We start from the raw sequence: 20,071 nt of genomic DNA, 5'->3' as shown, positions 1-20,071 counted from the left end.
AGGGTTGCGCGAATGGGCCGAGTGCCAGCCGCGATGACTTGTCCTGGTCATGCCGCCCCTGGGTTCCGCTAGGCATACGCGCCTGCAAACAAGAGCGCGGTTGGCAACGACTCCTGGTGGGAAAGTTGCCGCGACGGCACCGGCGCGGTTTCCCGGCCGGTACCGTCGCGGCATGGATCACCAGCTGAAACCACCGCCTACACCGATGGACGACTCGGACCCCGATGCCGAGGCACCCACCGAAACGCTGGCGCGATGGTCGGCGAACGCACGCTGATAACCAACGGCGATGGCCGAGCGGCCTCCGTAGTTGCCGGCACCGACGCCGACACGGTTGTCGCCGGCAAGGCCCGCTGTGTTGATGCTCATCTGCGACATCGCCGTGCCCATGGCGCCGACGCGATCCAGCCGGTCATTGACATGGGAGAACTGGTCGTTCACCTGGTTGCGGAATTGATTGAAGTCGGACTGGCTTACGGTGTTGGCGAACTTGCTGTCGGTATAGGCGTTAGCCTGATTCAGCGTCTTGACGTCACCCGCATCCGCATACGTCTTGGCTGTCGCCAGTGCCTCGTTGATCTGGCTCATGTTGGCAGCATCGGTCGGCGCCACGCCGGCAGCCACGTTGGTGATTCGACGCTGTGCGGCGGCGCTGCCCACCGACACCGTGTCCGCCTGATCGGCCACTGAGTTCGCGCCCAACGCCACGCTATTGGACGCCGTGACTTGGCTGCCCTGCCCGACCGCGGTGCCGGAGGCGGCGGTGACTGAGGTGTCTGCACCCACGGCAACGGCATTGGTGGCGGCCGCGCTGATGGAAGCATTGCTGCCCAATGCCGTGCTGCCGTCGGCACCTACCGTGGCGCCATTGCCGATGGCCGTGTCGCGACCGTCCGTCGCCAGGCTGCTGTTGCCGACGGCCAGGCCATTGCCGCTGCCCATCGGAACATTCGGCGACGAGGGACCGGAACCCGATTGCTCGAGCAGACCCACGCGGCCCGTCAGTGCTGTCAAGGCGCCGTCGACGGCACTGAATGCATCGCCGACGTTGCCGTAGCTGCTGCCCTGGATCATGTATGCAGGCGCCACGAAGCCCTGGCCATCCCAGGCCGCGCCGCCGCCAAACGTGCTGGCAACCGTCGAGGCGAAGGCGCCATCACCGGTCGCGGCTGCATCGATGGCATGGCGCAGCTGCAGCACATTGACTGCATCGTTGTCTTCCGTGCCCGCGGCCACGTTGGTGATCTGGCGCTGGAAGTTCACCGGATTGCCGTTCTTGTCCAGGCCCGATGCGCCCACGGAAACCGAGTAATCGCGGTCCGCGATGGATTGAACGCCCAGCGCGGTGGAGTGGTCGCCATAGGCAAAGCTTTCGCTGCCGATGGCCTCGCTGCTTCCCGAGGCCACGAAGGTGTTGTAGCCCAACGCGGTGGATCCATAGCCCCGCGCAAACGCGCTTGCGCCCAAGGCCGTGGCGTGATCGTACGGCGCAGAAGCAAGGCCGCCGACGGCGGTGCTGTGATCTCCCGTGGTGTACGCCGTGTAACCCAGTGCGGTGGCGTACTCGTTCTCGGCGTCGGCGTAATAGCCGAGCGCCGTCGTGCCCGTCCCGCTGGCATACGACCACGCGCCCCAGGCGTTGCTGTAATCGGACACGGCAAACGCATAGGCGCCAAGCGCGGACGATTCCACGCCACGTGCTTCAGCCAGATAACCCACCGCCGTGCTGTTCTGCCCGATCGCAAAACTGCCGGCGCCTATCGCCGTGGTCTGCGCGCTTTGCGCCTGTGCACTGGCACCCAGGGCGGTGGCGGCAATGCCGTTGGCAAAGGCAGCTCCCAGCGGCTGGCCGGCAACGGTGATCAACGGATTGCCCGATGCATCCAGCGCCTGGCCGCCCACGGCCACCGACCCATTGGCGGTGGCTTGTGCGCCGGCGCCGTAACTCACGGCCTGCGCACCCGCCGCAACGGCGTTGTAGCCAGCGGCAAGTGCGTAGTCACCATTGGTATTGGCGCCCGCTCCCAACGCACTCGAACCGATCCCGATGGCAATCGCGCCGCGGCCCGCGGCGACGGTGTCCTCGTCGAATGCCGTCGCGCCGTTGCCAAGCGCCACGCTGGTCTTTCCTTCCGCCACGGCGTTGCTGCCCATGGCGACGCTGCCGGCGCCATCGGCCCATGCATCGTCGCTGCCATCGGAGGCGCCGTCAGCCTTGAAATAATGCGATCCGTTGACGCCCGTGCTGGCCACCGCCGCGTGCAACTGATCGACATTGACCGCATCCGTACCTTCGGTGCCCGCCGCGACATTGGCGATCTGGCGATTGATGGCCGGATGCGTGCCGCTGCCATCGGTCCAGTCCGCGGCCGCACCCACCGACACGGTGTTGGGTCGATCCGCCACCGAGCCGTAACCCAGGGACACGCTGTTGGCTGCATTCACCACGCTGGACGCGCCCAGCGCCACGCCGTTGCTGCCAGCAACGGCGCTATCGCCCAGGGCGACGCTGTAATCGCCCCATGCCAGGCTGGCGCTGCCCAATGAGCTACTGTGAAATCCGGACGCATAGGCGTCCATACCCAAGGCAATGCCCCGGGTGCCCGGCGTGGATGCACCGATGCCGATGGCGGTGGAGAAATCGCCCGCCGCATTCGAGAAGCCACCGATCGACGTCGTCGACGCACCCGCCGCCACCGATTGCCAACCGATGGCGACCGATTGCTCCGTCAACGCACTGCTTCCTGGGCCAAGCGCGGTAGCGTTGTCGCCCAACGCAAAAGCGTAGTAGCCCAGCGCAACGCCATCGGCGCCCACGGCCAGTGCTCCGTTGCCGATCGCGGCAGAACCTCCGCCAATGCCTTGACTGCCTGCGCCGACGGCGGTGGCGTAGATACCGACCGCCATGGCGTTGTCACCGAACGCAGCACTGGAATCCCCTGCCGCGAGCGACTGATGGCCGATGGCGGACGCATTGAAACCCACCGCATACGCCAGCGGACCCACGGCTATCGCGTTGTCGCTCACCGCATGCGCACCTGCGCCCATGGCGACGGAGAGATTGCCATCCGCATGCGCACTCGCACCCACGGCCACACTTGCCATGCCCATGCCGGCAGCGGCACCGGTCACCGGGTTGCCAGCGAGATCCGTCAGCAGCGGATTGCCATTGGTGTCGACCGCTTCGCCACCCATGGCAACGCTGCCCGCACCAAGCGCTTGTGCGCCTGCGCCATAGGCGGCCGCATTGCGTGCGCTGGCCGTTGCGCCATAACCAGTCGCGGTGGCGTAGTCACCATCCGTGGCGGCCAGGCTGCCGATGGCCGACGCGCCCGTGCCGAGCGCGCTTGCACCCGCACCTACGGCCACGGTGTTGTCATCGAATGCCACGGCATTGGAGCCGATGGCCGTGCTTTCCTGCCCCAGTGCCGCGCTGGACGCGCCCGCAGCGAGTGCATGCTGGCCGGCGGCCAAGGCGTCCTCGCTGCCATCCAGCGCGCCATCTGCAGCGACGAAGTTGGTGACGCCGCTCAATGCGCCCTTCAACTGCGCAACGTTCACGGCATCCGTGTCTTCCGTGCCGGCCGCCACGTTGACGATCTGGCGATTGCCGGTGAAGCCGCCGCCGATGGACACCGTGTTGGCACGGTCAGCCACGGATGAAGCGCCAATGGCCACCGCGTTGTCCGCGTCGTAATTGACGTGGGCCGCGGCGCCCAGCGCCGTGCTCTGCAACGCGTTGGCGGATGAGATCCAGCCCACGGCGGTGGAGAGATCCTGTGGCGCGTAGGTACCGGAACCGACGGCCACCGCACCGAAACCAAACGCTTCCGTGGCATGGAAGATGGTGTTGGACACACCACCCACGGAAACACTCTCGTTGCCGGTGGCAATGCTGAGGTAGCCCACGCTGGTCGCCGACGGACCCTGCGCCCGGGCGTATTCGCCCAGTGCGACGGTCTGGTCGGCCTCGGCCAGTGCGGACGTTCCCACGGCCGTGGCGTAGGCACCGTGCGCGGCTGCTTCTTCACCGATGGCCGTACTGAGGTAGCCATCGGCCGTGGAGAGATAGCCCACGCTGGTGGTGTAGTCATTGGACGCCTGACTGAAAGCACCCAGGGCAGCGGAATAGTTGCCTTCCGCCAGACTCATGTAGCCGTACGCGGTGGATTGCTTGCCCATGGCCTGCGAGGCAGCGCCGCCCGCCGTCGCAAACGAATCCGTCGCGCGTGCACCCGCACCGAATGCCGTCGCGCCCATGCCCGAGGCATAGGTCGGGCCATCCAGAAGCACCTCGCCAGTGTCCGGATCGGTGATGTACAACTGCCCGCCGACTGCCGTGCTCGACGGACCTTCGGCCAGCGCACTGCTGCCGCTGGCAAGGCTATTGAGGCCTGCGGCTGTCGCGTTGTAGCCAACAGCGGTGGCGTAGTCGCTCGCCGTTGACGCCAGCGAGCCGAGCGCGGAAGCGCCGATGCCAAAAGCATTGCTTCCAGCGCCCATCGCCGTCGTATTGGCGTCGAACGCCACAGCGCCAGCACCGTAGGCCGAGCTCTCATCGCCCGCGGCCAGTGCATTCGGCCCAACCGCCACACTCTGATCGCCGACGGCAACGGCATCGTCGCTGCCGTCGGCAGCGCCAGTGACCGAGACGTAATGCGATGCGGATGTGTCGTCGGCCGCGGTCACCGTGCCCGCGGTGTCGGCATCAAGCGTTGCAAGACGCTGGCGCTGGGTTGCGGCAGTGGTTTTCTTGGACTTCTTGACCGTGGTCCCGGCGGTATCGCGGTGTTGCGTAGTGCCGCTCGTCACCGTTGACTGCATGGCGGAAGCAGCCTGCTCCGGCGCACCCGCGGCCTCGGCAAGATTCGGCGCCAGCGCCATGCCGATGACGGCGGTCGCGCTCGCTGCCACGAGAGCACCACGATGTGTGCGCCCTGCCTTGCCGCGCGTTCGCGCCAGTTCGGATGCAACCACCAGCATGCCGAGCGATATATTCCAAACACGACTGAAAATCTTGTTCACAAGCGCCTCCCATCCGGCGCGTTGCGCCAGACACGGATGAAAAATGGACGGAATGACCGAAGGGCTGGAGCAGTCGGCCCGGCGGGGATCGCCGGGCCGACGCATGCGTTACGGAGCGGGATAGCTCGCCTGCACCGACAAGCCGCCGAATGCCTTCACGCCGGAGACCAGCAGGTAATACGTGCCGGCCGTCGGCCGCGTGATCGTCACCGACTCGTTATTGCCCGCATGCACGGACGAGCGGTCATAGACGCTGGTGGTGGGAATGGCATCGCGCTTGACGTACAGCGACACATCGCCGGTGCCGCCGTAAGTACGCAGCACCAGTGCGCTGGTATTGGCCGGTACGGTCACCTGGTAGAGCTTCGTGTCGCCCACGCCGCCGGAGATCCCGTTCAAGGTGTCGCCGTTGTTCAGCACCGTGGCCTCACCGCCGCCGCCATTGTTGCCGCCAATGGCCTGGTTCACCGCTGCCGCCGCATCCACGATGCCCGCGCCAATCGGCTGATCGGGAACCGTGGGGAACGAGCGCGCCGTGGAGGTGAGCAGCGACTTGATGGAAGCAGGCGACATCGCAGGCAGACCCGCGGCGTTCAACGCACCGATGACCAAGGCCACCGTGCCCGACACGTGCGGCGTGGCTTGCGATGTACCCGCCATCGAGCCGTACACGTAGTCGTTCTCGTCGGGTGCGGTCGCACTACCGTTCACCGTCGACCACACCAGGCCGGCCGACACCACCGAGCCGCTCGATGCATCGTTGGCGTAAATGCCGCCACCGGGCGCCGCGATGGTGACCGTGTTGCCAAAGTTGGAGTAAAACGCGCGCTTGCCCGAGATGCCCACGGAAGACACGGAAATGACGCCGGGGCAACTGGCCGGCGTGTAGTTGGCTGCATCATCGGAACTGTTGCCGGCCGCCACCACCACCGTGGCGCCGCGACTGATGGCGTCGCTGATGGCGACGCCTGCAACGTCCGATGCGACGCAGATGCCGCCGCCGCCAAGGCTCATGCTGATGACCTGCGCCGGATTGGCATTGTCCGCCACGCCGTCCACGTGACCGCCGGACGCCCATTCGATGCCATCGGCGATGTCGGACATGTAGCCGCCGCAATGGCCCAGCACGCGCACCGGCAACACTTTTGCAGCATGCGCGGAACCGGCCAGACCCTTGCCGTTGTTGGTCAGCTCGGCAATCGTTCCGGATACGTGCGTGCCGTGCCAGGAGCTGTCCTCCGGCGGATTGCCGGAATCGGTGCACTCGCTCAGCCACGGATCCTCGGTCGTCCAGTCGCCCTGGTCCCAGCCGCCGGGCACGCGCTCATCGGTGGCGCGACCTGAAATAAAAGCGTCGCTGATGAAGTCGTAGCCTGCATCGCCCAGCGAGGTATCGATATCCGGATGATGCGTGAGACCCGTGTCCAGCACGGCAACGGTGACGCCCAGGCCATCGGCCAGATCCCAGGCCTTGGCGATATCCGCGCCGCCGCGATTGGCGTAGCTGCTGGTATCGGCGCCGACGGTCTGCATGGTGCCGTCGCCCGACTGGAAATGCCATTGGTAGGAGGCGTAGTACGGATCGTTGGGCGTGAAGTTGCTGATCTTGACCGTGGAGCCGCGGAAATCGCCGATGGCGCGAACGCGGATATCCGGCTCGACGTGGGTCACCGACGGATCGGCGGCGATCTGCTGCATCAGCGCCGTTGCCTGCGTCTGGCTCAGCTTGCTGGTGCGCACGACATGCGCACCCGTGGCCAGTTTGCGCACGTACGCCACGCCGCTGCTGCCGATCGCGGCATTGGACGTTGCCACGCGGGACAGGCCCGCCTTGCCGATGGCGCCACTCACGCTCTGCAGCAGGGCCGTGCGCGTTGCGGCGTCCGTCGTGCCCGGCCGATAGCTCACGATGAACCGGTCGTACCTCTGGTTTGCGGCAAGGCCGCTGGCGTTGAGGCGTGACGTGTCCGCCGCATGGGTGGACGCGGGCGCCGTCAGGAGCACGCCGGAAAACGTGGCAAGGATGGCCGCACCGAGCAGCCGCTTGTGCAATGTGAATCGCATGATTGAGTCTCCCCAGACTGATGAATGGCAACAGGTACCCGTGACGACACGTCACCGTGTCGCCTTGCGCGGGCAAGCAAGTACAGGCAGCGACCGCTCCCCAGCGGGGCGCACCTGATGGGCCAAAAACTAGTCCGGCGCCAATTTTCCGTCACGCACGATTTCTCAGCTATCCTCGCAAAATGTCGCGAAATAAAGACGACACGGATACGCTGCAGAGACATCGACCCGTTTGATCAAGGCCGCCGTCATCATCGGCGCAAGGGAGCAGGCATCACCATGTGGTCAGGTTTCTCGCGTTGGTTGCAGGCCGCTCCGGTGGTCGATCCGGTGGAGCGCCGCAACGCGTCGTTCGTGCAGATGCTTTTCCTGTTCCTGGGCGTCGCGCTGCCCTTGAACAAGCTCTATGTGCTGGTCTATAGCGCCGGCTATCAGCATTTGATGGGCGAACATGGACTGAAGGTCGCCATCCTGGTGGACCTGCTTACCGACCTGGCGATGGCTGCCGCCGCCTGGTACGGCCTGCTGCTGATCCGGCGCGGACGATTCCACGCGGCCATCATCCAGTTCCTCAGCGTGGTGCTGGTTTCAGCGCTGCTGGCGTATGTCACCTTTGGCTACTGGGCCGTGTTCGGCGACCTGATTCCCATCATGGCCATCGCCCTGGGCGGGTTGATGCTCAGCCGGCGCGCGCTATGGCTGATCTACGGCACCGTGATGCTCGAATTCATCGCCGGCATGACGGCCGACCTGCTACGGCGCGGGGCCGCCCTGCAGGCAACCCAGCACGGCGGAACCCTGCCCAATGCATTCGTCGACCTGCCATCGCGCGCGTTCGGCTATCTGCTGATCGTGCTGATCCTGGACCGGGCCACCAGTGCGTTGCGCGAAAGCCTGGGCGAGGCCAACCGGCACAGAAGCCAGCTGCAGGAGGAAATGCTCATGCGGGAGCGGGCGCAAGAGCAGCTGATGCAGTCGCGCAAGATGGATGCGGTCGGCAAACTCGCCAGCGGCATTGCGCACGACTTCAACAACATTCTTGGAATCATCCTTGGATTCGCGCGGGAACGGTATCGGATCGCCGAGCCGCGCATTGCCAACAACGAAGACGCGCAAGCCATGGCGCACGCCTTGGGCGGCGTGGACACGGCGGCACGACGAGGCGCGGCGATCACGCGCAAGCTGCTCAACTTCGTCCGGCAGGACCCGGCGCACCGCGAAACGTTCGATCTTGGGCACAGCCTTCGCGAATTGATGCCGATGCTGCGGCAACTGTTGCCGGCCCCGTTCGTCGTTCACCTGGAGCTTGCCGACACTCCCTTGCCGATCCGTTTTGATCGCAGCCAGTTTGAACTCGCCCTGCTCAACATGGCGTCGAATGCACGCGACGCGATGCCTGATGGGGGACGCGTCACCCTGGCGACCGAGCTTCATGGCGATACCCATGCCCGGTTGCGCATCGAGGACACCGGCACCGGCATGGCGCCCGCCATCAGCGAGCGCATCTTCGAGCCGTTCTTCACCACCAAGCCAAGCACACAGGGAACAGGGCTCGGCTTGTCGGTTGTCTATGCCTTGATCGACGACGCGGGCGGCACGATCGAAGTGGACAGCGCGCCCGGCGCCGGCTCCCGCTTCGACATCCGCCTGCCACTGGCCTCGACGGGCAGCGAAAACAGCACCAGCGATGACGTCTCGAAGGATGCCTGCGCCAAGCAACCCTTGCGTGTACTGCTCGTCGATGACGACGACGAACTGCGGGAGTTGCTGGCGCACGCGTTGCGCCAGGGCGGATGTCACGTGGACGTGGCCGCGTCGGCCACGGAGGCGTTGCGCATGATCGACGGCCCTCCACCGCATGTGCTGATCTGCGACAACCGCATGCCCGACATGGACGGAACCATGCTCCTGGCCGCCCTTCGCCCGCACTGGCCCCAGATGCCCACCATCCTGATCTCGGCTTTTCTGGATGGCTACGACGAGCCTTTCGAACCTTGGGTTGTCCGCATGCCCAAACCCTTCAGCCCTGACGACCTGCTGGTGCGCATCAGGGAACTGGTCAAGCAATGCAAGGCCCGGCGCGAGCGTCAGGAAGTGACGAACACGTAGCCTTCGCCATGCACCGCGGTCAAGGGCAATGGCTCGCCCAGCGCGCCCCTTATTTTCCTGCGGAGGCGATGGACGATGGAATCAAGCCGGTGCGGATCGAACTCGAACACGTTATCCGTCAGCAGCCCGATCAAGTCTTCCCGGGGCACGACGTTGTTCGGTGATCGCAGCAGCGCGGACAACAGGCGCGATTCGGTCTTGGTGAGCGATGCCGAGCTACCCCTTGGTGAGCGAAGGGCCCAGCCGCCATTGTCGAGTGTCCACTCACGCCGTGACGTCACGGGTGCTGTGGCGGTAACCGGCGGCATGCGCAGTCGCCGGGCCAGGCTGTGCAGCGTCGCTCCCAGCACATCGACGTCCACGGGCTTGGTGAGATAGGCATCCGCGCCCTCACCCAATCCACGCACGCGGTCCACGCTGTCGCCTCTGCCGGTCAGCATGACAATGCCAATGCCGCCCTGGGTTGCCCTCAATTCGCGACTCACCGAGTACCCATCACGCTCCGGCAGGCCAACATCGAGTACCACGATGTCCGGGCGCCGCCCGGCGAAAGCGCTCCCCAGCTCACGCGGGTGGCCAATGGCCACCACATCAAACCCAAATCGGCGCAAATTGGGCGCGAGGATCTGATCGCGCAATACGTCGTCGTCCTCCAGCACGACGACATGCACCGAAGCGGACTCCGTCAGGGGCGAACTGGCCTGATTCGACAAGTACATCGAGCGACCCCAAGGTTTGGTAGGCGAGAGGCACAGCAACATCAGCGCCGTGCGTTCTTACAACCTAAGGCAAAATCTTGCGCGCCGTCTATAGGATCAATATTCGGGCAAGCCCGCACGGAAAAACTCGACTGTCTCGCGTGCCCACGACTGTCATCGGTCCGCCGCACACCCTTCGGTGACGTATGGTTGGCAAGCGCAAGGCAAGCCTACCTCTCACGACGGAGGCAGGGTCGTTCGGCAAGACAGGAAAGGCGCATCACCGCATTCACGATGCCGGGAGGCACCGAACGCGCCTCGCGCACTCACGCCGATCCAGTGATTCGAGTCAACCAATCGAGCACGCCGCGGATCGAACGAAAATCATCAAGGCTTCGCGCTGGAATCTCGGGATAGGCGCCCGCGGCCATCTCGGCGAGCGCGCGACCGGGGCCCAGTTCCAGAAAGACCGTGGCGCCCGCCTCCACGCAACCCGCGAGGCATTTATCCCATTGGATGGGGTGCGATATCTGCAGAGCGAGTTTGTTGAGATCGCGGCTCGCGTCCAGCACGGGATCGCCATCGATGCCACTGAAGAGGCGAGCCCGTGGCTGCCGTCCCGTTTGCAGGCGGATGTCCGCCAACGCACCTCCAAAGGCGGAGGAGGCGTCGGCAAGCAGATAGGTATGCGAAGGCACCTTCACGGGAATCGACGAAACACGCAGCGCGCCACATTTGGCGGCCTCCTGGGCAATCATGTCCAGCGCGACTTTTCGGCCGCCGAGTACCCAGGCGTTTGCGGGGTTGCAAATGGCGATGGCGGCTTCCCGGCCTTCGCATAATTGGTCGATGCTCGCCCTGTCCAGTCCGCGAATGAACAGCATGCCCTCGTCACCATGACTTTCCGCATCCATCAAGCGGGCGCGTTTGTCGACAAGGTCGAGTGTTTCAGTGGCCCCTATCAAACCCGCCACGCCCCAGGCCGCCACTTCGCCCACGCTATAACCTGCCAGGCAGCGACGGCCTGGAAGCGCGCTATCGAACAGCGCCGCGGCGGCCAACGCCTGCAGCGTGCACAGCAGTTGAGCCGTGCGATTGCCGTGGAGCACATCCGGATCGGCCTGCCTCACCAGGACGCGCGGATCGCCGCCGAGTTGCCTCGAGACATATGCAAATAGCGACGCGGCTTCAGGTGCGTCGCCCGTCAGGTCGAACATGCCGGCATGCTGGTTTCCCTGCCCTGAGCAAAGAATGGCGAGCGCCATGATCTATTCCACCTCAACGGTGGAACCATCGGACGGCCACCGCTCCAGTTCCATGGCGAACACGCTCATGGCAAGAAGGTCTGCCGAACCGCCCGGGCTGAGCCGACGCCTAACAAACGCCTGGTGAATACGCCCGGCACATTGTTCCCATGCCGGATCCCCAACGCCTCCGTTGTCGAGAAAGGCTTGCGCCGCCTGCTGCGCAAAGCGCAAACCTTCCGCGCCGCCGCGATGCAACAGGTTCGTGTCTTCGACAGTGGCGATCAGGGTAAAGCACGCCTGCACGCGCGCCGCCTCATCATGGCCCGGCGCCAGGCTTTGCGCATCGCGCAGCGCGGGCAATCCGATCGCATAGACACTGGGAAAACCTTGCGCGGCTTCCTGGCGTGCACCACCCGCACCGTAGCGCGTGCCGGCCATTTCGCCATGACTGTCGGGAAGTCGCGGGCCGGCGAGAATCTCCCTGCCCCATCGACGCCGCACCACGGCACCCAATGTTCCGCGCGCATCGACAAGACCTGCTTCGCGCAGACCAGCCGCCGCGCAAAACAGGCCGACGCCAAAGATGGCGCCGCGGTGCGTATTCACGCCGCCGGTGGCCGAGAGCATGGCGCGTTCGGCGCGCAGGCCGATCTTGCGAAGCACGGTCATGGATGCATTGCGCATGCCTGCAGCGACCAACGCGGCAAAGTAAGGCCGCAGCGCTATTGCGCTGCGCCTGAAGGTGTCGGCGTCCATATCGGTGTGGCTTCCAGTATCGACGTGACTCACCAGGCCGGGCTTGGGCCAGGTTTCGATTTCCAGCATCAAGCTGCGCTCCGCCCATGTCGCCACGCGGTCCGGGAACGAACACTCGGGCGACGAGCTGGCAACCGGGGAAATCGGCGCGGCGGACATGCGTGCATTCATGATGACATTCCAATCAACGATTCACGCTGACACAGGATCACGTCAGCAGCCGTTTTGAGGACCAGTTCAGGCACACCTGAGTGCAGTTCCCGCCAGTTCACGCCGGCGCCATCGGCACGTAGAAGTTCACCATCGATTCGTATCGGGGCGCGCGATTCGATGTCGACCAGATCCGACAGGAACCAGTTGAGCCGATTGCGCTGCGGAAACGTCCAAACGATATCGAGATCGGAGCCCGGACTCAGATACGCCAGGCCGGTCAACCGCTGCCATGCCAAGCTACCGAACACACGAGCCTCCACGCCATACGCGCTTGCGTGGGTCGCCAGTTCCCGCAGGCTCAGCCGCCAGGCGGCCGGTGCCGTATCGACGCACTCGACCAAGGTGGGAAGCGGAGTCGTGGAAATGATGTCGCCGGCCGCCATCTGTATGGCGATGCGTCGTTTGCCCGCCGACGGTGGCAGCGGAAGGCCAAGCGGCAAGCCGCTGCCATCGCCCGGCGCGGGGCGACGCACGATGAGCGGCCAGCCGCGATCCATCCAGCCGGGCAGCAACGGTTCGTTCGCCAGATCGCTGCGCGACGCGAGCCATGCGCTCCACGCGTCCGGACGAACACGAACCAGCTGGTGTCGTTGCAGCAGCCGGTCAGGCTGAGGCGCATGCAAGTTCATGGACACGCCTCGCCACGTCGGCAGCCTTGGGACGACCATTGCGTTCTGCGCCGAGCTGGTCGCGGTTGTCATCGCGACCGATCGGTCGCGACAGTTGCGCCTGCAGTTGATCGGCGAGCGACGCGGCCGGGTCCAGCGTGATGGCCACGGCGCCGGTCTGGAACAGGTTATCCAGGCCAGGTGCAAAGACCGGCGTGGACTTGGCCTTCTCCTCAAGCACGTCGATGGACAGTTTGGTCACGCGTGACATGGATGGAAGATCCATCACCGCCGGCTCGGCACCCGGCAGCGCGAACAATGTGCGCGTTGCCAGCGCCGTGGCGATGAATGCACCCGCAGCCGTATGACCATAGAGCAAGCCGACCGTGCGATGGCCAAGCTTGTCAGCGAGCATCAGGCACTTCGCCAGATGAGCCAGAAATTCGTTGATGCCGAGCAACTCGTCGCGCTTGCTCATGCGCTGGCTGCCGCTGTCGATCAACACCAGAATGGGCTCGTTGCCGCCCGATTTGATCACGTCAATCACATCGCTGGCGAGGCTGGCAGCCTCCTCCACACCGACCGGCGTTTGGCCTTCGACGCCGATCACGGCCATCGACCTGCCATCCGGCAAGCGACCGCGCCCGGAGATCAAGCCACTCTCGCACACTACGTTGTGGCCCGTGGGAAACAGTGATGCAAGAATTTTATCGAGCGTCATGACGAGGCTCCTGAAGTCGATTGGCCAGCACGACGAATTCCTCGTAGGGCATGGCGGGAATGCGTTCCGGCTCGGTCGCACCCAGCAGGCGCCAGACGTCGAGCGCATCCGCGCACGCGCCAAAGTCGTTGATGCGCTGTGCAAGACGAGCCTGCTCTGCTTCCAGAGTGTCGAGCGTCAGTGCTGGTACAAGTTCGACCAGATAGCGAGCTGCGTCCCGGAAACTTTCGATGCTGTCGTCGGCGAACACTTCCGCGCCGCCGATCAGGCGTCGATGCTTGCCGCCCATGGTGCGCCATACCAGGGCACGATCCTTGGAATCGAACTCCTCGACGCCGCGATTGGTTTCAATGACCTCAGGTCCGGACACGCTGATTCGCCCCTGTTCCGACACCGCCAGGGCCGAACAGCAGCCAGCAATCAGTCCGCCGCCGCCGTAGCATCCCGAACGCCCGCCCACCAGTCCCACCACTGGCACGCCAGCGAAGCGCGCATCCAACAGGGCACGCATGATCTCGGCAATCGCCAGTTCGCCGGCATTCGCTTCCTGCAGACGCACGCCGCCGGTGTCGAACAGGATGAGCACCGGCATCGACGCGATGTCGCGGGCAGCGCGCAATAGTCCCGTCAATTTGGCGCCATGCACTTCGCCAAAAGCGCCGCCCATGAAGCGGCCTTCCTGCGCGGCAATCAGCACCGGCGCACCATCGATCGTACCGCGCCCTACGATCATGCCGTCGTCAAACTGCTCCGGCAGGTTGAATAGCGACAGGTGCGGACTCGTCTCGCGCAATTCCGGACCCAGGAATTCCACGAAGCTGTTCGCATCCAGAAGGCCGTCTACGCGCTGCCTGGCCGAAGCTTCGTACCAGCTGTCGGTGGATGCGAGCGGCAGGCGTTCGCCCTGCGCGTTGTCCAAGGCGGCCGCGTTCATGAGCGCTCTCCTTCCATGGCACTCACGGCTTGCGCCAATCGAAGTGCGACGGTGTCGGGTCGCGCGCCGCCATCGTTGATGGAGAGTTTCAGCCCTCCGGGCGAGCGGCGTTCGACGAAATCGGAGACCACCGCCTGCCACACGTCGCCGAAGCCTTCGGCGGCCGTGCGGATGTCCACTTCGCACTCACCGTCAGGAAGGATGCGTTCGGCCAGCACCTCCAGATTTCCGGAAGCCACCACGCCGACAATGGCCTGGCGCCTCGTGCCCTTTGCGCGCTGCTGCGCCTTGTTGCGGTAATTGAGTGTTTCCATGATGGGGCTCCTCACCAATTTCTGAATTTGGACGGCGGCGCGTACAACTGGCCGGACCACTGCACGAGGTCCTTGATGGACCGCGCTGCCAGCAAACGACGATCGGCGTCCAGCGGATCGATGCCCAGATCTTCCGGCCGTCGGATCACGCCACGCTCCCGCAGCTGCTGCACCATTTTCTTGTCGCGCGCTCGTCCTACCTCGGTGTAGCCCGCGACGCCGCGAATGGCGTGTTCCCGCTCGTCATGGCTTCGGCACAGCAGGAGGTTGGCTATGCCTTCTTCGGTGACGATGTGGGTGACGTCGTCGCCATAGACCATCACCGGCGCCAGTTCCAGGTCGAGCTTCGCCGCCAGCTTCAAGGCATCCAGCTGCTCCACGAACATCGGTGCGTTCTTCTCGCCAAACGTCTCGCCAATCTGCACCACCAGTTTTCGACCACGACGCAGCGGCGCAGGACTATCGGGGTCCGCCTCCTTGCCCGCCAGCAGCCACGGCTGGCTGGGATGGCGCCGGCCGCGCGCGTCGCTGCCCATGTTGGGTGCACCGCCAAAGCCCGCCACTCGATCGGCCGTGATGGTGGATGAATTACCCTGCAGATCGATCTGCAACGTGGAGCCGATGAACATGTCGCACGCATAAAGGCCGGCGGTCTGGCTCATGGCGCGATTGGAGCGCAAGGATCCATCGGGGCCGGTGAAGAAGACGTCGGGTCGCGCCTCGATATAGGCATCCATACCCACTTCCGAACCGAAGCTGTGGATCTGCTTCACCCAGCCCGACTCGATCGCGGGAATCAACGTGGGGTGCGGATTGAGTGCCCAGTGGCTTGCCACTTTCCCTTTCAGCCCCAGGCGTTCGCCGTAGGTGGGAAGCAACAGCTCGATGGCCGCCGTGTTGAAGCCGATGCCATGGTTGAGGCGTTGCACGCCATAAGGCGCGTAGATGCCCTTGATCGCCAGCATGGCGGTAAGGATCTGCGTCTCGGTGATGGCGCCGGGATCCCGCGTGAACAGCGGCTCGACGTAGAACGGCTTTCCGCTTTCGATGACGAAATTCACCCAGTCGCCCGGGATATCGACACGCGGCAGCTTGTCGACAATCTCGTTGACCTGCGCAATGACGATGCCGTCCTTGAATGCCGTGGCCTCGACGATGGCCGGCGTGTCCTCGGTGTTGGGTCCCGTGTAGAGATTGCCTTCGCGGTCGGCGCTGACGGCAGCAATCAAGGCCACCTGGGGAGTGAGGTCAACGTAATAACGTGCGAAAAGCTCAAGGTAGGTATGTACTGCGCCAAGTTCGATCTTGCCGCCGAAGAGCAGCTTGGCAATGCGCTGGGACTGCGGCCCCGAATACGCATAGTCGAGGCGCTTGGCGATGCCCAGCTCGAAGACATCCAGATGCTCGGGAAGCACCACGCCCGATTGCACCATGTGCAGGTCATGGATTTTGTTCTTGTCGGCCGCCGCAAGAGCGCTCGCCAGAAGGTCCGCCTGTTTCTGGTTGTCACCTTCAAGGCATACGCGATCGCCGGGCCGAATGACTGCCTCCAGCAAGGCCGTGGCATCCGCCTTTGCGACGCGTTTGCCCTGCGCGTACGGCGCGCCTGCACGTAACCTCTCATCGCGCAGACGCTGCGCGCTGTTCCAAACGGTCATACGACGTCCTCCGCGTATTTCAGTCAGACCTTTCTGCCGAAAGCGGAGGCGTTTGGAATCACGGCGAGAAGATCCGCTCCGCCACGCATCGCGCTCGATGCAAGGATGCTAACTCACTGTCCCGTTTGGATTTATGAAGTTACTAGAGAGGATTAAGAGGGATTTCCGATGAGCGTGCGCCAGCCAACGCGCATCAAGTGACAGGATGCAGCCTCAATAGGGCTGCGCCACCAGATGGCCCGTCGACTCGGCAACGGGCCATCTCGCAAGAAACTCAGTGCCTGGCGAGCTTTTCCAGCGCCTTGCCCTTGCAGGCATCCGGCGCAAGCACCGGGTTGCAGCGCGCCGCCACGCTGCCGGGCAAGCCCACCTGATAGCCGTGATCGGACGGCTCACCCGCGGGGTAGTCGGTGCTGATCATCTGCGCGCCGCTGTTGATGATGGCGTCGCGACGCGTGCCGTCATTGCGCTTGCCCTGCCCTTGCTCCGGATCATCCGAACGCGTGCGCACCAGATAGCCGCGATGCACCAGTTCGTTGATCTGCTCTGCGCTGCACTCGTTACATTCGGTGAAGGCCGCATCCGGCGCACCCGGCGTGGCGTTGGTGAAGATCAGCCGATCCTTCAACACCGCATGTCCTTCGAGGTAGACGGGTTCCGCCTTGCGCTGATCGAGCAGGAACACCACCTTGCCGCGCGCCTTGGCCAGCGTCGGCCAGCCGCCGTCGCGCACGGCCTCGTCGAGCGTGGCATGGCTACCGCGCACCTGGTCGGGCGTGATGATCTCGTCAGCGGAGAACACGGAGGCGATCTCCTTGTCCAGCGCATCGAATACGGCAGGCGTGAACGGATCGGGCGTCACGCTGGGGATCTTCGCCTGCAATGCGCCCTCTTTCGTCTCGATCAGGATGAAGATCGGCACATGCCCCGGATGCGCCTTCGACCACGTGCGCACTTCAGTGAGACAGGCGGTGAACGGCTGGCAGGTGCTGCGCTGGTCGATGTCCTGGATGTGCATCACCTTGAAGCCCGGTTGATCGAACACGCCCGGCGCTGCCAGCGGCGGATCGTCCGGCAGGCCGGCCAGGTCGATCATGTGCGAGATGGACGGATGCGCGTACTTGCCGCCCTTGGGGTCGGCGAACACGTCCAGCTCGATCTGGCGCACGCCATCGTCGAGCTGCTTGGTCAACGCGGGATGGCTGTAGTCGATGGCGGCGAGCGCCTGCGGCGCTTCCAGTTGCATCAGGCGCGTGGCGCTGGGCGCAAAACCCATGTGATAGCTGTTGTGCGTGCCGATGACCTGGATCTGGTTGATGCGCAGCGCATCGTCGGCCACCGCCGGCGACACCAGCGCCACGGCGGTGAGCGCGAACAGCGACCATGAAATGGTATGACGGAGAAGCATGGCGAACATCCTGGAATCGTGTGGAGACCGCGCCGGACTCGCCGGCGCGATACAGGGAATCAACGCTTGGCCGTGCAGAGCGCAAAGCCCGGATCGGACAGCGACGGCGGCGGCGTGGTGGTGCCCCATCGTGACGGCGTCGGCCCCATCACCAGATGCAGCGTACCGCCCTTGGCGATCTGGCCATGACGGAACCACGCATTGTCCAGCGGCTGCCCATTGAGCGTGGCCGACTGGATGTAGCGATTCACACTGCGCCCGTCGAGGTTGTCCGCGATGATGGTGAAGGTGTGGCCGCCGCCCAGATCGATGTCCACGCGCGGATACGACGGCGTGCCGATCAGGTACACGTCCTGCCCCGCGTTCGGATAGAAGCCCATCGACTGGAACGCATACCAGCTGGACATCGCACCGGAATCGTCGTTGCCCGGAATGCCGTCACGCGAATCCTTGAAGGCCTTGTGCAGATAAGTGAGCAGGCGGTCCGCCGTGCGATCCGGCCGACCGGCCCACAGGTAGAGATCGGGTATCAGGAAACCCGGTTCGTTGGTGATGTCGAAATGCAGGCCGTCGAACAACGCGTCCAGCCGCTTCACGAAGGCCTCGTTGCCACCGGACAGCTGCACCAGCTTGCGCACGTCCTGCGGTGCGTAGATCGAATACGTCCACAGGTCGCCTTCGTAGTAGAAGTCCGGCCAGGTGCCGCGACGCACCAGGTATTGCGGCGCCCAGCTTCCATCGGCGTTGCGCGGACGCAGGAAACCACTCACGCCCTCCTGCTGCCACGAGGCATCCCACAGGTTCGCCCAGTTGCCGGCATGCGCCTTGTATAGCTCGGCGTCCTTCGCATGACCGAGCCCGCAGGCCACTTCGGCGATGCCGAAATCGTCATGGGCATATTCGACGGTGCGCGAGCCGGCGCGTTCGGTGGGCTGCGCGATGTAGCCGAGCTTGTTGTACGACTCCAGGCCGCCGCGACCTTCCTTGCGCGCATCGGCGGGCGGCACCTGCGCATCCTTCTCCATCGCCTTCAGCGCCGTGGCGTAATCAATGCCGGTCAGCCCCTTCACATAGGCATCGGCCACCAGCACATCGGCATTGCTGCCGCCCTGCGTGCGACCGTTGTCGTTGCCCACGCGCGCATCGGGCATGTAACCGGCGTGGCGATAGGTGTCGATCAGCGAACGCAGGATGTCGCGCTGGCGATCCGGCGCAATCAGGATCAGCAGCGGCGCATCGCTGCGAAAGGTGTCCCAGATCGCCTGGAAGTCGTCGTAATACGGCTCCTTCGAGGACCACTTGGGATTCTCGCCGGTGTGATCCGACGGCATCATCATGGTGTGGTACAGCGCGGTATAGAACTGGCGGCGCTGCGACGCCGTCGCGCCACCGATCTCGATGCGGCCCAGTGCCTTGTTCCACTGCGCCACGGCGGCGGCACGCACGTCATCGAAACGCCAGTCGCGCACTTCCTCGATCGCATTGCGATGCGCCTGCTGCGCGCTGACGAAGGAAATGCCGACCTTCGCCTGGATCGCCTGCCCTGCCGTGACGCGATAGTCGAGCGATGCGCCCAGCGGGCGATCGGTGTCGGTGCTGGCCTTCGGCGTGGCGCTCAAGGTGTCGCCCAGCCACGTCTGCGCGCCTTGCGAGGGCGTGTCAGTGATCAGGTCGAAATACACCTCGTACTCGCCGCCTTCGTTCCAGCCACCAATGTAGCGGCCCACGCCGACGATCTCGTTCGGCGACACCGCCGACACGTCGCCGCCGAGGAAGCGCTGTGTTTCCGCTCCCGTTCCCTTCACCAGCAGATCCAGATCCAGCGTGATGTGCGCGTCGCCGGCCTGCTCGAAGGTATAGCGATGCATGCCGACGCGACGCGTGGCGGTGAGTTCGGCTTTCACGCCGTAGCGATCCAGGTTGACCGCGTAATAACCCGCACTCGCCTGCTCGCCGCTACGTGGCGAATGGATGTCCCTGGGATCGAGCGCGCCTGTCACCGGTGCGACGCGGATGTTGTCGTACTTGCCGGAACCGCCGCTCAAGTGCAGATGGCTGAAGCCGCGGATATCGCCTTCGCTCTGGAAGCCCTTACGCGCGCCGAAGCCGTGAATGTCGGGGCCGAGCTTGACCATGCCGAACGGCGTGGTGGCACCGACGAACACTTCGCCGAACCAGTCTTCGCCGATGAGCGGATCGACGTCAGCTGCATGATCGGCGGCCATCGCGGGAAGCGCGGGAACGAAGGTGGCGATGCTAAAGGCGGCCACGCGCAAGATGTTGCGCAGCTGTGGATAGCGTTTCATCGAGATCATT

Annotated in this window: 13 protein-coding genes; 1 reads left to right on the top strand and 12 read right to left on the bottom strand. The window is 64.6% G+C overall.

Annotation, left to right across the window (positions count from 1 at the left end; translation table 11 throughout):
- Positions 1 to 177 precede the first annotated feature (177 nt).
- Entirely contained in the window at positions 178 to 5,025 is a 4,848-nt protein-coding gene (locus ABIC75_RS01310; protein ID WP_354012059.1) for an ESPR-type extended signal peptide-containing protein, read from the bottom strand.
- 108 nt (positions 5,026 to 5,133) lie between these two features.
- Positions 5,134 to 7,089 carry a S8 family serine peptidase gene (locus ABIC75_RS01305; protein ID WP_354012058.1) on the bottom strand — a complete coding sequence of 652 codons (1,956 nt, stop codon included), beginning with the start codon at positions 7,087 to 7,089 and terminating at the stop codon, positions 5,134 to 5,136.
- A 279-nt stretch (positions 7,090 to 7,368) separates the two neighbouring features.
- Between ABIC75_RS01305 and ABIC75_RS01300 the strand changes: the two genes are divergently transcribed.
- Positions 7,369 to 9,198 (top strand): hybrid sensor histidine kinase/response regulator, encoded by a 1,830-nt coding sequence (locus tag ABIC75_RS01300; protein ID WP_354012057.1) that lies wholly within the window; start codon positions 7,369 to 7,371, stop codon positions 9,196 to 9,198.
- Here the strand turns inward: ABIC75_RS01300 and ABIC75_RS01295 are convergent.
- The 10 genes from ABIC75_RS01295 to ABIC75_RS01250 all read right to left on the bottom strand — a co-directional run bounded on the left by ABIC75_RS01295 (position 9,177) and on the right by ABIC75_RS01250 (position 20,061).
- The gene (locus ABIC75_RS01295; RefSeq protein ID WP_354012056.1) at positions 9,177 to 9,911 is read right to left on the bottom strand and encodes a response regulator transcription factor; all 735 of its coding nucleotides are present in this window, start codon (positions 9,909 to 9,911) and stop codon (positions 9,177 to 9,179) included. The genes ABIC75_RS01300 and ABIC75_RS01295 overlap by 22 nt on opposite strands.
- Before the next feature lie 311 nt (positions 9,912 to 10,222).
- Entirely contained in the window at positions 10,223 to 11,161 is a 939-nt protein-coding gene (locus tag ABIC75_RS01290) for a malonate decarboxylase subunit epsilon (protein ID WP_354012055.1), read from the bottom strand.
- Positions 11,162 to 11,164: 3 nt separating this feature from the next.
- A complete protein-coding gene (mdcB, locus tag ABIC75_RS01285) occupies positions 11,165 to 12,070 on the bottom strand; it encodes a triphosphoribosyl-dephospho-CoA synthase MdcB (protein WP_354012054.1) in 906 nt (301 codons plus the stop codon).
- Positions 12,067 to 12,741: a malonate decarboxylase holo-[acyl-carrier-protein] synthase gene (mdcG, locus tag ABIC75_RS01280; RefSeq protein ID WP_354012053.1), complete on the bottom strand. Its 675-nt coding sequence runs from the start codon at positions 12,739 to 12,741 to the stop codon at positions 12,067 to 12,069. Before mdcG ends, mdcB begins: the two co-directional genes overlap by 4 nt.
- On the bottom strand, positions 12,716 to 13,441 hold the full coding sequence (mdcE, locus tag ABIC75_RS01275; RefSeq protein WP_354012052.1) for a biotin-independent malonate decarboxylase subunit gamma: 726 nt from the start codon (positions 13,439 to 13,441) through the stop codon (positions 12,716 to 12,718). Before mdcE ends, mdcG begins: the two co-directional genes overlap by 26 nt.
- Entirely contained in the window at positions 13,428 to 14,375 is a 948-nt protein-coding gene (locus ABIC75_RS01270) for a biotin-independent malonate decarboxylase subunit beta (RefSeq protein ID WP_354012051.1), read from the bottom strand. The genes mdcE and ABIC75_RS01270 overlap by 14 nt, the downstream gene beginning before the upstream one ends.
- A complete protein-coding gene (gene mdcC / locus ABIC75_RS01265) occupies positions 14,372 to 14,689 on the bottom strand; it encodes a malonate decarboxylase acyl carrier protein (RefSeq protein ID WP_354012050.1) in 318 nt (105 codons plus the stop codon). Before mdcC ends, ABIC75_RS01270 begins: the two co-directional genes overlap by 4 nt.
- 11 nt (positions 14,690 to 14,700) lie before the next feature.
- Positions 14,701 to 16,347, bottom strand: coding sequence for a malonate decarboxylase subunit alpha (gene mdcA, locus ABIC75_RS01260; protein WP_354012049.1), 1,647 nt, complete (start codon positions 16,345 to 16,347; stop codon positions 14,701 to 14,703).
- 274 nt (positions 16,348 to 16,621) lie between these two features.
- A complete protein-coding gene (locus ABIC75_RS01255) occupies positions 16,622 to 17,755 on the bottom strand; it encodes a phosphatidylinositol-specific phospholipase C1-like protein (RefSeq protein WP_354012048.1) in 1,134 nt (377 codons plus the stop codon).
- A 59-nt stretch (positions 17,756 to 17,814) separates the two neighbouring features.
- Positions 17,815 to 20,061, bottom strand: a complete 2,247-nt coding sequence (locus ABIC75_RS01250) for a GH92 family glycosyl hydrolase (RefSeq protein ID WP_354012047.1) — start codon at positions 20,059 to 20,061, stop codon at positions 17,815 to 17,817.
- Between the last annotated feature and the right edge of the window lie 10 nt (positions 20,062 to 20,071).

It is taken from the genome of Dyella japonica (genome assembly GCF_040545895.1).
GTDB classification, from domain to species: domain Bacteria; phylum Pseudomonadota; class Gammaproteobacteria; order Xanthomonadales; family Rhodanobacteraceae; genus Dyella; species Dyella japonica_D.
This window is presented reverse-complemented; position numbering and strand designations above follow the sequence as displayed.

What these genes read in the sequence shown, in the direction of transcription:
- ABIC75_RS01305 (WP_354012058.1), bottom strand. Translation starts at nt 7,089, where the DNA reads ATGCGATTCACATTGCACAAGCGGCTGCTCGGTGCGGCCATCCTTGCC.
- ABIC75_RS01300 (WP_354012057.1), top strand. Translation starts at nt 7,369, where the DNA reads ATGTGGTCAGGTTTCTCGCGTTGGTTGCAGGCCGCTCCGGTGGTCGAT.
- ABIC75_RS01290 (WP_354012055.1), bottom strand. Translation starts at nt 11,161, where the DNA reads ATGGCGCTCGCCATTCTTTGCTCAGGGCAGGGAAACCAGCATGCCGGC.
- mdcB (WP_354012054.1), bottom strand. Translation starts at nt 12,070, where the DNA reads ATGAATGCACGCATGTCCGCCGCGCCGATTTCCCCGGTTGCCAGCTCG.
- mdcG (WP_354012053.1), bottom strand. Translation starts at nt 12,741, where the DNA reads ATGAACTTGCATGCGCCTCAGCCTGACCGGCTGCTGCAACGACACCAG.
- mdcE (WP_354012052.1), bottom strand. Translation starts at nt 13,441, where the DNA reads ATGACGCTCGATAAAATTCTTGCATCACTGTTTCCCACGGGCCACAAC.
- ABIC75_RS01270 (WP_354012051.1), bottom strand. Translation starts at nt 14,375, where the DNA reads ATGAACGCGGCCGCCTTGGACAACGCGCAGGGCGAACGCCTGCCGCTC.
- mdcC (WP_354012050.1), bottom strand. Translation starts at nt 14,689, where the DNA reads ATGGAAACACTCAATTACCGCAACAAGGCGCAGCAGCGCGCAAAGGGC.
- mdcA (WP_354012049.1), bottom strand. Translation starts at nt 16,347, where the DNA reads ATGACCGTTTGGAACAGCGCGCAGCGTCTGCGCGATGAGAGGTTACGT.
- ABIC75_RS01255 (WP_354012048.1), bottom strand. Translation starts at nt 17,755, where the DNA reads ATGCTTCTCCGTCATACCATTTCATGGTCGCTGTTCGCGCTCACCGCC.
- ABIC75_RS01250 (WP_354012047.1), bottom strand. Translation starts at nt 20,061, where the DNA reads ATGAAACGCTATCCACAGCTGCGCAACATCTTGCGCGTGGCCGCCTTT.